The sequence below is a fragment of the Vreelandella venusta genome (assembly GCF_007989605.1).
Lineage (GTDB): Bacteria > Pseudomonadota > Gammaproteobacteria > Pseudomonadales > Halomonadaceae > Vreelandella > Vreelandella venusta.
The window spans coordinates 298,728-312,165 of sequence record NZ_BJUL01000001.1 but is presented as its reverse complement, the minus strand read 5'-3'; the positions used below and the strand labels follow the sequence as shown (position 1 = coordinate 312,165).

The 13,438-nt window shown below is 52.7% G+C and carries 14 protein-coding genes; 3 read left to right on the top strand and 11 right to left on the bottom strand.

The features are described from left to right. Positions 1-59 precede the first annotated feature (59 nt). Complete coding sequence (locus tag HVE01_RS01460) at positions 60-275, bottom strand: hypothetical protein (RefSeq protein ID WP_125750554.1); 216 nt, start codon at positions 273-275, stop codon at positions 60-62. 69 nt (positions 276-344) lie between these two features. Then, positions 345-1,550, bottom strand: a complete 1,206-nt coding sequence (gene fabV, locus HVE01_RS01455; RefSeq protein ID WP_146941989.1) for an enoyl-ACP reductase FabV — start codon at positions 1,548-1,550, stop codon at positions 345-347. Positions 1,551-1,708: 158 nt separating this feature from the next. On the opposite strand from fabV, the gene HVE01_RS01450 reads away from it, so the two are divergent. Next, positions 1,709-2,092, top strand: a complete 384-nt coding sequence (locus tag HVE01_RS01450) for a DUF7079 family protein (RefSeq protein WP_089039527.1) — start codon at positions 1,709-1,711, stop codon at positions 2,090-2,092. 16 nt (positions 2,093-2,108) lie between these two features. Here the strand turns inward: HVE01_RS01450 and HVE01_RS01445 are convergent, their stop codons facing one another. Next, entirely contained in the window at positions 2,109-2,594 is a 486-nt protein-coding gene (locus tag HVE01_RS01445) for a glutathione peroxidase (RefSeq protein WP_125750564.1), read from the bottom strand. A 77-nt stretch (positions 2,595-2,671) separates the two neighbouring features. Then, positions 2,672-3,289 carry a LysE family translocator gene (locus HVE01_RS01440; RefSeq protein WP_051626348.1) on the bottom strand — a complete coding sequence of 206 codons (618 nt, stop codon included), beginning with the start codon at positions 3,287-3,289 and terminating at the stop codon, positions 2,672-2,674. Positions 3,290-3,477: 188 nt separating this feature from the next. Between HVE01_RS01440 and HVE01_RS01435 the strand changes: the two genes are divergently transcribed. Continuing rightward, positions 3,478-4,209, top strand: coding sequence for a YebC/PmpR family DNA-binding transcriptional regulator (locus HVE01_RS01435; protein WP_125750567.1), 732 nt, complete (start codon positions 3,478-3,480; stop codon positions 4,207-4,209). A 73-nt stretch (positions 4,210-4,282) separates the two neighbouring features. Here the strand turns inward: HVE01_RS01435 and HVE01_RS01430 are convergent, their stop codons facing one another. Further along, complete coding sequence (locus HVE01_RS01430) at positions 4,283-5,110, bottom strand: mechanosensitive ion channel family protein (protein WP_125750570.1); 828 nt, start codon at positions 5,108-5,110, stop codon at positions 4,283-4,285. Between the two features lie 8 nt (positions 5,111-5,118). Next, on the bottom strand, positions 5,119-6,348 hold the full coding sequence (locus HVE01_RS01425) for a hypothetical protein (protein WP_146941987.1): 1,230 nt from the start codon (positions 6,346-6,348) through the stop codon (positions 5,119-5,121). Positions 6,349-6,478: 130 nt separating this feature from the next. On the opposite strand from HVE01_RS01425, the gene HVE01_RS01420 reads away from it, so the two are divergent. Further along, positions 6,479-6,745 (top strand): hypothetical protein, encoded by a 267-nt coding sequence (locus HVE01_RS01420; RefSeq protein WP_125750576.1) that lies wholly within the window; start codon positions 6,479-6,481, stop codon positions 6,743-6,745. 93 nt (positions 6,746-6,838) lie between these two features. Here HVE01_RS01420 and HVE01_RS01415 read toward each other — a convergent pair whose 3' ends face one another. The 5 genes from HVE01_RS01415 to dbpA all read right to left on the bottom strand — a co-directional run bounded on the left by HVE01_RS01415 (position 6,839) and on the right by dbpA (position 13,390). Next, the gene (locus HVE01_RS01415; protein WP_146941985.1) at positions 6,839-7,846 is read right to left on the bottom strand and encodes a zinc-dependent alcohol dehydrogenase family protein; all 1,008 of its coding nucleotides are present in this window, start codon (positions 7,844-7,846) and stop codon (positions 6,839-6,841) included. 67 nt (positions 7,847-7,913) lie between these two features. Next, positions 7,914-9,824, bottom strand: coding sequence for an ABC transporter ATP-binding protein (locus tag HVE01_RS01410; protein WP_146941983.1), 1,911 nt, complete (start codon positions 9,822-9,824; stop codon positions 7,914-7,916). A 36-nt stretch (positions 9,825-9,860) separates the two neighbouring features. Then, positions 9,861-10,901 (bottom strand): AbrB family transcriptional regulator, encoded by a 1,041-nt coding sequence (locus tag HVE01_RS01405; protein ID WP_146942145.1) that lies wholly within the window; start codon positions 10,899-10,901, stop codon positions 9,861-9,863. 183 nt (positions 10,902-11,084) lie between these two features. Beyond that, positions 11,085-11,942, bottom strand: coding sequence for a PA4780 family RIO1-like protein kinase (locus HVE01_RS01400; protein ID WP_125750588.1), 858 nt, complete (start codon positions 11,940-11,942; stop codon positions 11,085-11,087). 50 nt (positions 11,943-11,992) lie between these two features. Continuing rightward, positions 11,993-13,390, bottom strand: a complete 1,398-nt coding sequence (dbpA, locus tag HVE01_RS01395) for an ATP-dependent RNA helicase DbpA (RefSeq protein WP_146941981.1) — start codon at positions 13,388-13,390, stop codon at positions 11,993-11,995. Positions 13,391-13,438: the final 48 nt, after the last annotated feature.

The window sequence follows — 13,438 nt, the reverse complement described above, 5'->3', positions numbered from 1 at the left end:
AGGCATAAATACAAAATTGCCGGGCCCAGGCCCGGCAACAGAAGGAGTATGTGTCTTGGTTAACCGCCGCTATTGCCAAGCCCCAGGATGACCATGCCCGCAACGATAATGCCCATCACGATAATGACGAAAGGAAGCACCTTATGTAGCCCGTTAGGCGACTTTTTCGCTTCTGGCTGCCGTTGCGGCTGAGATGTTTCAAAGTCCTCAGGCAGACGTTCATTCATTACGTGCTCTATCTCTTCTTCCCGGGTTTTGCTTTCCTTGGTATCCATACAACACCTCTCGCTTTCCGGTTAGATGATTAAAAGCGCGGCGATTAACCCTCCTCGTCACGCTTAGCGCTATAGTGTAACGACATCAAAGTGAACATCAGGGTTCACATCTGCGTCGTAATCTACGTCATCACGCTCGAAACCAAACAGCTTCAAAAATTCGTGCTTATATCCAGCATAGTCGGTAATTTCGAACAGGTTCTCTGTCGTGACGGTTGGCCATAGGTCTTGGCAGGCTTGTTGTACATCGTCACGTAGCTCCCAGTCATCAAGACGAAGGCGGCCTTGGTCGTCAGTGACCATATCGTCAGTCTGGCCAGAGTAAAGACGTTCACCAAACAGGCGATTTAATTGATCAATCGTACCTTCGTGTAGGCCCTGTTCTTTCATGATGCGGTAGACCATGGCGATATACAGCGGCATGACTGGAATCGCGGCACTCGCCTGGGTAACGACCGACTTAAGTACGGCAACATTGGCACCGCCACCTGTCTCTTTTAGCTTGGCATCAATCGCAGCCGCGGCGCGATCAAGGTCTTCTTTCGCTTTACCCAACGCACCATGCCAGTAAATCGGCCAGGTAATTTCAGTACCGATATAGCTAAACGCCACGCTACGCGCGCCTTTGGCCAGTACACCCGCGTCGTCCAGGGCGCTCATCCATAGCTCCCAGTCCTCACCGCCCATTACCGTGATGGTATCGTCGATCTCTTGCTGAGTGGCAGGCTCGACTTCTGCCTCGATGATGGCGTCTTTATTCGTATCAATCGCAGTAGCACGATACGTTTCACCAATCGGCTTCAGGCTTGAGCGCTTTACTTCGCCAGTGTCTGGCAACTTGCGCACTGGTGAAGCGAGGGAGTACACCACCAGATCAACTTCGCCCATGTCCTGTTTGATCAATTCAATGGCTTTTTCACGCGCTTCGTTAGAGAACGCATCACCATTGATTGATTTACTGTACAGCCCTTCTTGCTTGGCAAATTTGTCAAATGCGGCACTGTTGTACCAACCAGCCGTGCCGGTTTTTTTCTCACTACTAGGCTTTTCAAAGAAAACACCTAGGGTATCAGCGCCATAACCAAAGGCAGCCGTAATACGGGCTGCCAAGCCGTAGCCGCTAGAAGCACCAATCACCAGCACCTTTTTAGGGCCTTGGCTTCTATCTAAGCCACGCGCACGGGTCGCTTCGATCTGTTCCAGAACGTTTTGCTCGCAGCCTTTAGGGTGAGTGGTGGTGCAGATAAAGCCACGCACTTTTGGTTTAATGATCACATTGGACCCCTTTATCAGATTGATGTCGCTATCAGCATGGCAGTGCCATTACCGTGTGGGGGTATTCTAGCGGTCTAGACGCGCCCTGTCCGCTCTTGAGCTTCTTCGCCATTCACGGCAGGATAGCGACCAGACAACTCCTTGCCGACGAGACCCTGATGAACGCACAGCAGCTAGTCGATGAACGCGGCGACCTATGGCTTGCTCTTGCGCCGCTATGGCTGGACCGTGAGCCAAGCGAACGTGATTACGCCCATATGATTGAGATGATCGAACAGCATGATATGTCGCTGAAAGAGCTAGAGTGGATGTTCCGCTTGGAGCTTGCCCCAGTGATGGCGAGGCACCAGCTGTCTATTGCCAGTGAATGGCGAAAATTCGATGACTATACGCTGATGAAGCAATTGGTAAGCCACAATCTGCGCCTGAAAGGCTGGCGGCGCAAAAGTTGGGCGCTGTTTTCTGGCTTAACCACGATGATGGTTCGTCATCGCTGGGTAGAGTTAATGCAGCGCCTAATGGTTACCCGCGGCGAGCTCTAACCGTTCACCTTACGCTTTACTCTTTATCAAGGGCGGCTTCCAGCGCAAGTCGCAGTGACAGGCCATGATCGTTGGGAGCAAACCGTGCGATCACCTTGCCATCGCGTCCCACCAAGAACTTGGTAAAATTCCACTTGATCACTTTAGTGCCTAACACGCCCGGTGCTTCTTGTTTTAGCACTACAAACAGCGGATGGGCGTTCGGGCCATTCACTGATACTTTTTCCATGAGTGGAAAGCTGACGCCAAACTGCTGTTCGCCGAAGATACAGAAAGCCTCTGCACTCTCCGGCGACTGCTTACCAAACTGGTTACAGGGGAAACCAAGCACCGTAAAACCACGGTCTCGGTAGCGCTGGTACAAACTTTCCAGTTCTCTTAACTGCGGGGTAAAGCCACACTTACTGGCCACATTAACGACCAACAACACCTGCCCGCGCAGCGCCCGCAAGTTAAATGGCTTGCCTTGATGGGTATAACAATCCTGCTCATAAATCATCATCGCAAGGCCCCCTAAATGACTCCACCAGCATAGGCTTTACCATGCCACGGCATTGGCAGTTACACCAGTGCGGCTTATCAACTAATCGGCCCTGCGACAACGCGCAGCGCCAGTGCAATCAGTAGCACCCCGGTGATTCGATTAATCCAGTGGGCATGGCGCTGGAGCCAAGGTAATACGCGAGAGTGTGAAAGCCCCACTGCTACTAACACATACCATCCCCCATCAATAATAATCGCAGTTGCGACGATAATTGCCTTGGCAAGCACACTCATTTCAGGCGTCACGAACTGACTTAATAGCGCCACAAAGAAAATGATCAACTTGGGATTACCCAACGCCACCAGCACCCCTTCCTTGGCAGCTTGGCGTGGCGTTGTCACTGCGGCATCCGGGGATAGCGCTCCACCTCTGCCCGCCCGTAGTGCTTTTATCCCAAGCCAAGCTAAATAGGCCGCCCCACACCATGTCACTAGTTGAAATAAATCTGGATGGCGCACAATAAGCGCACCTAAGCCCCACACGGTAAGCAACGCATAAAACCCGACGCCCAGCGCATGAAAAATCGCCGCCGTCATGCCGGGTAAGCGACCACCTCCTAGCGTATGGCGCAGTACCAGTGCCAAGCTAGGTCCTGGTGACATCGCCCCCATGGCGCAGATAGCGGCCAGCGATAGCCAGAGTGACAACGGCATTTTTCTCTCCTTGAAAGACAACAATGTAGGTTGGCTGAGTATACGACAGTCGCACAAGCGTTTAGCGAATAAATCTATCCCCTTAAATAACGCTGTTAGCATGGTACGCTGTTGGGTAAAATTTTCCCCTTTTTGAAAACGATGACGCCTGCTATGCAGGCGGTTCATGGCTAATAAAGGACTTCAATATGGGTAGGGCGTTTCAAAACCGTAAGGAATCCATGGCCAAAACGGCCGCTGCGAAAACCAAGGTTTACAGCAAGTATGGGCGTGAAATTTACGTCTGCGCTAAAGCAGGCGGCACAGATCCAAACGGTAACCTTGCGCTACGCGGTTTAATGGAGCGTGCTAAGAAAGATCAGGTACCGTCTCACGTTATCGATAAAGCCTTGGATAAAGCGAGCGGCGCAGGCGGCGAAGACTTTTCACCAGCGCGCTATGAAGGCTTTGGTCCCGGTAACGTGATGGTGATCGTCGACTGTTTGACCGACAACCCCAATCGCACCTTTGGTGATGTGCGCGGCTGCTTTACCAAAACGAAAAGCAAAATTGGCACTCCTGGCAGCGTTAGTCACATGTTTGATCACTGCGCGATTTTTTCGTTTGCGGGCAGTGATGAAGAAGCCGTGCTTGAAGCCCTCATGGAAGCCGATGTCGACGTTACCGACATTGAACAGGAAGAGGAGCGTATCACGGTGTTTGCGCCGCATACCGATTACGCCAAAGCCAAACAAGCGCTGTTAGATGCTTTCGGTGAGATTGATTTCGAAGTAGACGAAATCCAATTCTTACCACAAACCACCACGCCCATCGAAGGCGATGACGTGGCGATGTTCGAGAAACTGCTGGGCATGCTCGAAGAGCTGGACGATGTTCAGAATGTCTTCCACAGTGCCGAACTACCGGAAGCAACGGCTTAAACCGTCACTCGGTTGATACATCCCTCTTGTGGTCGTCAGCACTTATGTCGCTGGCGGCCGCAGGTCGCCGCCATTAACTAGTGGCACCCTGTGAGTCCATGGCTGCATCAGGCGGTAACAATGCCGGCGTAACGCCCGCTGCACTTAGCACTTGTTTACCGCGTACGGTCAAATCGGTGATAAACAAAAATTGCTGCCGAGGATCCACCGGATAAGCGCGAATACGGTAATGCGTGCCCCAGGGTTTCTCCTCAGCGACGACAATAATCGGCTTATCAAACTTAAGGTAAGCACTGGTTAACGCAACGTCTCGTAACGCTTTACGCACCCAGCCTGCTTCGTGCTCCGGGTGAAGATAAAAACTTGCCACGCACTGAAGACTAACGTCGCCATTGTTAGCGTTATAAATAGCGGAATCCCAAAGTTTAAGATGAGGCACCGCCACCAAATCATCGTCGGGCGTTACTATTTCTACTGTGCGCATGCCAACGTGCTTTACTTCGCCGTAAGTCCCTTCAATGTTGACCCAATCCCCTGGCCGATAGGGCAATTCAACGGCAGATACAACTCCGGCAATCAAGCTACTTACGTAATCTTTTAGGGCAAAGCCTATCGCTAGGCCAATGGCCCCCAGTAGCGTTACCATATTGCGCAATGAAGGCTCAATAACGATAGGTACAGCCACAGCCAGTGCGGTAATTAAAATCAATAACCGGGTGAGTGGCACCAGCGCAAATACTCTAAACCGTACTTGGCCATGCAAGCGATTGGCTAACCAGTTCAACCCTCGCTGGCTGACAATAATCAATAGCACCGTGCTCGCTAGAATGACTCCTAAGGTAATCAGCGCTTGACTATCAATATCATTAAACAGCTTGGCGTACTGCTCTTGACCGTCCATATCAGCTCCTAAAGCGGGTCAACTAGATAGTTCCGCGATTCCAGCAGTTGTCGCACGCTTGCGTAGCTTAATGGGTCGACTTGCCAGCGCCCTTGATGGCAACGGAGAATTCCCTGGCGAGCAAGTGCTAACCGTGCGTTTAGCGCTTCATGACTCGAGAAGGGCAGCACATACCCTAACGCTTGATCCTCTAGCCCCCCATGAATGAGCAGTGTATGTAGCAACAGCGTTGCCACATCCCTCATATCTGACGCTAGCTCCGCTTCCGCCAATGCATCCAATAGCCATAGCTCTTTTGAAGGCTCTTTTGAAGACTCTTTTGACGGCCCTTGAGACTGCTCTTGTGAACGACCACTCTCTCCATTTTCCGCCGGTTCGCGCAGTCGCTCTCGCCAGTAGTGCCAAGCAATACCTAAATGCCCTCGACAGTGGGCGGCAAGGCGTTGCAACTCTTTATAGGAACGCTCGTTACAGGAACGCTCGCCATCAGCGCTATCTTCACTCACGTCAGCAAGAACTGGTTGCCCAGTACGGGAGCTATACACCGTCGGGCGGATGCCACCATTGTCCGCCAACTGGGCAAAGTAGTGCGCTAGCTGCTCACCCTCTAACGCCTGCAGGGTAACCACAGGGACGCCTTCCAAGCCAACTGCATGCTGCAAATAAGCATACGTCCAGCTATCACAACCAATCACACCCTGCCCCAAACGACCACTTAACGCCCGCTCTAATAATTCACGAACGCCTTGTAGCCCTTGGGTATGGCGTAAAAAATGCCGCTCCAAGGCAGGGATTACCCACTGATGCTGGTGGCCACAGCGATCGACCCACTCTAGGCATCCTTCTGTGAGTTCGTTGAGGGTGGGTGCAGATATGCAGTTGACGCCCTGCTGCTGCGCCCAATGGCTAACGATAGCTCCATGGCCACCATAAGGTGGTGAAATAAACAACACGACTGGCGCATCGACATACTCTTGCGTTACTTGGCTGAGCGCGCGAGCCGCGGGCGTCCAGTCAATAGCAGGCACCCAGTGCGAAAGCGCGACTTCAGGCAACTTACGCAGCTCACTCTCTTGTTTTGCTTGGCGTTCCGAGGCCTCTCTGCCCACTATCCACATAGTTGCTGCTCGCCAACTACGTCGCCACTGGCTGGCTTGGGTGTGTTCTGGTGTTTGAAACGACTCAAGCGCCACCACTTCCCATGGCGAAAAAGCAGACTTCGTTGAGCGCTGCGTCATATGCCGCCTCGAACATAGATAAGTGGATTAAGGTTAGCATGCCTCATGAGGGGTTAGCCGAACTTATCGTCTAAAATAAAGTCGTTATACAATAGCTAACTTATATGAGAGCAAAGCGCAGGAGGCGACAATGAGCGTAGTTAACGTCACTATGGCAGAACTGCATGAAAAGCTTTCAAAGTGCATTGCAGGCGAACGGGTGCTGATCGACCACGAAGGAAATCGATTTAGCGCACGTATTCAACATGTTGGCTTTACGGGGTTAAAGGTCATTCCTGAAACGCAGATCAAAAACAGCACAGGGGACCCGGGTGATATCGAAGGAGTCACCGTTCCTTATGATGATATTTGGGAACTTGAAGTCAAAGGGGTCGTGTACAGCCGCTTGGAAACGTGATCTTTTTTTGCACACCCACTCCTCAGTGGGCGTGCAATGGCAACATTCCAAAACCAAAAAAGTTAACTCAACCTAGTAATAAGCACTGCCTAGCTAGAAAGTCAGACAAATCTTACCGAAGTGTTCACCGGACTCCTGATGGCGGAAGGCGTCGGCAATGTCACTCAGTGCAAACTCACGGTCAATAATCGGCTTCAAATTAGCCGCTTCGATAGCACGAACCATCTCAATTTGATGACGACGACTTCCCACAATAAGACCTTGCAGCTTAGCTTGCTTAGCCATCAACTTGGCTGTTGGTATTTCGCCTTCCCGACCGGTTAGCACACCAATCAGCGCGATATGGCCGCCAATTTTCACCGCCTCAATCGATTGCGGCAGCGTACCAGGGCCGCCTACTTCAACAACATGGTCGACACCTTCACCATTCGTTAACGCCTTAACGGCCTTGCCCCAGTCAGGCGTTTCTTTATAGTTAATGGTGTGTTCAGCGCCCAGCTCGCGCAGGCGGGTCAGTTTTTCATTAGAAGACGATGTGGCAATTACCCGCGCGCCCATCATCTTGGCAAACTGTAGCGCAAAAATGGAAACGCCCCCGGTGCCCAACACCAGCACGGTGTCTCCTGCTTTTAATCCACCATCAACGACTAGTGCTCGCCAAGCGGTCAAGCCTGCGGTCGTCAGCGTCGCAGACTCCGCATGACTATAACCTTGCGGCTGATGGGTGAACGAGGTAGCGGCAGCCACAACTTGCTCGCGAGCATAGCCATCAATGCCATCCCCTGGCGTGGTGACAAAGTCGCCTACTCGCGCAGGCCCTTCCAGCCAATCAGGGAAAAAGGTCGACACAACGGCATCACCAACTGCGAACTCGCTAACGCCTTCCCCAACCGCTTCGACCACACCGGCACCATCCGACATGGGAATACGGCCATCTGCGGTGGGAATCATCCCTGCTACCACGGCATAGTCATGAAAGTTAAGTGAACTGGCGTGCAGACGTACTTTAATTTCACCGGGACCAGGCTCACCTGGCGTCGTTAGTTCAACCACGTCCAGTTTAGCTAAACCGCCGGGCTCTCGAAGCTGAATGGCTTGCATCACTACCTCCTATTGAACACATGTCGTCCACAGTGACTAGTATTAAAAAGCCTAGTAAACGACTGGTCTAATATGAAATGAGGGCACTGGAGTCAGTATCAAGGCCAAGATCAAGATCGTGCCCCAAAAAGCCCCCGGACTGGCGCTGCCACAAGCTGGCGTAAATACCGTTCTGTGCCAGCAATTCTTGGTGAGTACCACTCTCCACCATACGACCTTCATCGACCACAATTAATCGGTCAAGCATCGCAATAGTCGAAAGTCGGTGCGCAATGGCAATCACCGTTTTGCCCTCCATCAGCGCATCGAGCTGCTCTTGAATCGCGGCTTCCACTTCGGAATCCAACGCTGAGGTAGCCTCGTCCAACACCAGAATCGGGGCGTTTTTAAGCAGCACGCGAGCAATAGCAATACGCTGGCGCTGACCGCCGGATAGTTTCACACCGCGCTCGCCGACATGGGCATCCAGCCCGCGTCGCCCTTTGGGATCGACCAACTCGTTGATAAACGTATCTGCGTGGGCGCGGCACACTGCTTGCCACACATCATCATCGCTAGCATGAGGGCTACCGTAGCGAATATTATCTCTCAGCGAACGATGCAGCAGCGAGGTATCCTGAGTCACCATGCCAATCTGATGACGTAATGAGGTCTGGGTAACGTCAGCAATATTCTGTCCATCAATCAGGATACGCCCGCCCTGTAAGTCATAAAAGCGCAGCAACAGATTGGCCAGGGTGGATTTACCCGCTCCGGATCGGCCAATCAGGCCAATTTTCTCGCCAGGTTTAATCGTCAGGCTCAACCCGTCAAAGACGTTTTTACTTTCCCCCTTCGCCTGGGCGTACTGAAAGCGCAGCGCATCAAACACAATTTCGCCATTGGGCACCACAAGCGCTTTGGCAGCGGGCTTATCTTTGATCGTGGGCTCTTGGGCGATGGTATTCATACCATCCTGCACCGTACCAATATTTTCAAACAGGCCAGCCACTTCCCATAAGATCCAATCCGACATAAAGCGGATGCGCATTACCAGCGCGATAGCAATCGCTAAAACGCCCAGAGAAATAGCGTCAAAATACCAAGCGCTAATCGCCATACCCGCCGTTCCTACCAGTAGCAGCGTATTTAGCAGCGTCAGGCAGACACTCATGATGGTGACCAGTCGCATTTGACGATGCACCGTGTCCATAAAACCTTGCATCGCATCCTTGGCGTAGCCCTGTTCACGTTCGGTATCAGCGAACAGCTTAATCGTTTGGATATTGCTGTAACTATCAACCACGCGCCCTGTCATCTGGGCACGGGCATCGGCCTGAGCCATCGAAACGTCGCGCAAGCGCGGGACGAAAAAGCGCATAATGCCTAAATAGCCAACCAACCAAACTGCTAACGGCAATAGTAACCATGGGTCTGCACGGCCTAATAAAATTGCTGCCCCGGTGAAGTACACAATGGCGTAAACCAGTAGATCCATCACTTTGGTGACCGTCTCACGAATGGCTAACGCTGTTTGCATGACTTTTTGCGACACCCGCCCTGCAAACTCATCCTGATAAAAGGCCAAGCTTTGGCTAAGCATATGGCGGTGAGAAAGCCAGCGACCGATCATCGGGTAGTTACCGAAGATGCTTTGGTGGGTCACCAGAGACTGCGCCAGTACCAGTAGTGGCAGGCCGATAATCACTAACACGCCCACGCCTGCCAGCCAAAGTCCGTGATCAGACCAGAAATTCGTTCGATCTACGCTACCCAACCAATCGACCAAGTCGCCCATATAACTAAAAAACACCACCTCCGCCGCAGAAACCAAGGCAGTCGCGACCGACATCAGCAATAGCCACGGCCATACAGGGCGCGAAAAATGCCAAATAAACGGCAGCAGACCTTTCGGTGGCGTGGCAACCTCACCTTCAGGATAGGGGTTCACCCGCGTTTCAAAGTAACGGAACAGCGGTGCTAGCGTACGTGACAACATGGAAAGTCCTTTCGTTACCTTGGTAGACAGACGTAGTTAAGAAGAGTGGCGACGCAATAGCCAACGAGCCCAAAAAGGAGCCACGATCATCAGTGTGACCATACGCAGTAAGTGGTGAAATGCTACAAACACAGGGTCGATATTCAGCGCAACAGCAAGAATAGCCATTTCACCGATGCCACCGGGAGCCAGCGCTAATAGGGCTACGTCACGGCGCACGCCCAACAGCTGATGGATCAGTTCAGCAAACAGTGCTAACACCACCAGTGCCAGCAGCGTCGCCACCCCCGACTGCCATAAATAACGCCCGAGCAGGCGCCGTGTCATGCCTTGAAAACGCGAGCCAATCGCGCTACCCAACACCCATAACATGAGGTTCATTCCCCAACTAGGCAAGGTAAGGCTGGCCAGCCCAAACCCAGAGAGCAAGGCCGCCATAATAAGCGGCGCAAGTAACGCCGAACTTGGAATGCGCAGCCACCGGCCCACCGGTAATAAGAAAGGAATAGTGAGCAGCATCCAGCCGTGCTCAAGGGTAGCCTGGGCTGGCCCAATGTCACCTGCACCGCCTTCAAATGCCCAAAACAGGGGAGGCAGAAACAGGATAACGAGAATAATACGTAGTGACTGGGCAATGGCGATGCGTTGCGGGTCGCCGCCACATTGATCGCCAAGCATAATCATTGCTGTCATGGCTCCTGGCGATGCACCAAACCAAGCACTGACCGGGTCGAAGCCACAGCGACGATACCACGCCGCGGCAACCGCGGTGGATGCCGCAACACCGGCCAGCAAGAGTGCTGCCGAGATTGGCCAGTCCAGCACACGATGGGCAAGCTGCGGCGTTACTTGACTGCCCAGCACCAACCCCATGACCGCTAAAAATACGTTGCGCAGCGGCTCCGGTACGCCAACGCTAATTCCTTTTGCCGATACCAGCAGGTTGGCAATCAGCGGGCCTAGCATCCAGGCTAGCGGTAAACCGGAGAGATGAAAAACGATGCCGCCCACGGCGCCTACGGTAAGCGATGTTACAAGTCCCTTTGCACTTTCTGCGCTGACACGGATGCCCTTCACGCTCTCCTTCACGCTCTCCTCCACCCTAACCTTTAACGTTAAAACGCAATTGTTAACCTGCTAATCGTAGACGTTAGATTACCACTGCTAAGGGCTTTCGGGTGTTATGAGCTAGTTGTTAAGTGCTAGTTGTTAAGTACTAGACTTTAAGTCACTGATATTAGGTGTTAAGTACTGCTATTTTTAATCTTCGTCATCATCACCGCGGATGCGCGCCTGACGATCAGCCTCTTCCTCAATGGCATCATCAATCACTTCCAATAGCTCATCGACATTGGCTATGTGGCTATCAAGCTCAAAATGGCCAGTCAGCTTGCTATCGGGATGTAGCTTGCCTGCTTCATATAAAGCCCACATTTCTTTACCGTAACGGGTAGTCAGTAGCTCAGGGGCGAAACGACCGAAATAGGCGCGCATATTATCCACATCGCGCTCTAGCATTGCCGCCGCGCTGTTGTTACCCGCTGCATCCACCGCCTGGGGCAAATCGATAATCACCGGCCCTTCTGCATCAACCAACACGTTGAATTCAGACAAGTCGCCATGGATCAATCCTGCGCATAGCATTCGCACTACGTCTTGAATCACTTTGGCGTGGTAGCGCAGCGCTTGCTCCTCGGTTAGTGTCACTTCGCCTAAACGTGGTGCTACGTTACCCTCGGCATCGCTGATCATTTCCATGAGCAGTACGCCATCAACAAAACCATGCGGCTCAGGCACGCGCACATCTGCGGCAGCAAGACGATACAGCGCATCGACTTCTGCATTCAGCCACGCCTGTTCCTGCTCTTTTTGACCGTAGCGAGTCTTTTTGGCCATGGCGCGCGAACGACGACTATTACGCTCCTTGCGCCCTTCTTGGTATTGCACGGCCTGCTTAAAGCTACGCTGTTTAGCTTCTTTAAAGACCTTGGCGCAACGTACTTCTTCGCCGCAGCGCACGACATATACCTGCGCCTCTTTACCACTCATTAACTGCACCAGCACCTCATCGATCATTCCATCATCGACCAGGGGCTGTAATCGCTTAGGGATTTTCATGGTTAGCTGCGTCGGCTCCTCTTTACTATCTGTGCACACTCATTAATAGATCAATAGCGAATACGGCGAACGCGGAAAGCGCGCCCTTTAAGCTTGTCACGTTCAAGTTTGGCCTGGGCTTTTTGAACAGCACCATACTCCACCGCCACATAAGCACTGCGGGCCAGCACTTTAATTTTGCCTACCTGATCACCACGCAGGCCACCTTCGCTGGTTAGCGCCCCCAGGATATCCCCCGGGCGCAACTTGTCTTTCTTACCCCCCGCCAACTGCAGTGTTGCCATAGGCGGCTCAAAGGGCGCTGAATGCTGGGGTTTGGGCAAGGGTTCGGTGGTAATCGATTGTTCTAGCAAGCCTTCCAAACGCTCCAGCCGATAATGCTCTTTAGGTGTGACTAGCGTACAGGCAATGCCGCTAGCCCCTGCGCGCCCGGTTCGCCCTACGCGATGCACGTGAACATCAAGCTCACGGGCAATCTGATAATTAAACACCGCGTCTAATTGGGCAATATCTAAACCACGCGCAGCAACATCCGTTGCTACTAGAATAGACGCACTTTGGTTAGCAAACAGAATTAGGCGACGATCACGATCTTTCTGCTCTAAGTCGCCGTTGAGCGCCACGGCACTAAAGCCGGCATCCACCAGTTGCTCAGCCACCGCCTGAGTTTCGCGTTTAGTGTTGCAAAACACCACGCTGGTCGCTGGCCGATAAACCAGTAGCAGCTGCTGAAGAGCTGCAAAACGCGCCTCTTCATTAGCAACGTCATAGAAGTGTTGATCAATCGTAGTGGCATCGTGAACCTCGGCCACTTTGACCATTACTGGCTCACGCATAATGCCGCGGGTCATAGCAGTCAGGCCACCTGACGCCTGATCGTCTGGGAATGTCGCACTAAACAGCAGCGTTTGGCGATCAGCGGGGGTCTCATCAATGATCGCATCAATGGTGTCTTGAAAGCCCATATCGAGCATACGATCGGCTTCATCAAGCACCAAGGTGGTAAGCGACCCCAGTGTCAACGAGCCTTTGCGCAAATGCTCGTCGATACGTCCCGGCGTGCCCACGACAATATGCGCACCATGTTCCAAGGAGCCTAACTGCGGCCCAAACGGCGCACCGCCGCATAGGGTAAGCACTTTAACGTTGGGCAACCCACGCGCCAAACGGCGTAGCTCTTCGGCTACCTGGTCGGCGAGTTCTCGGGTGGGGCACAGCACAAGGCCCTGTACAGCAAACGCTTCCACACGCAACTCAGCCAGCAGCGCCAAGCCAAAGGCAGCGGTTTTTCCCGACCCCGTTTTGGCTTGGGCCAACACATCACGCCCCGCCAACATCGGTGGCAGGCTTTGCGCCTGTACAGGCGTCATTGCGTGATAGCCAAGGGAATCTAAATTGCTTAAAAGCGCAGGAGAGAGCGCCAGCGATGCAAAAGAAGTGTCAGACACAAAATTATCCTGAAGGGGCTATATTGCCCAGCAAACCCATAATGTGAA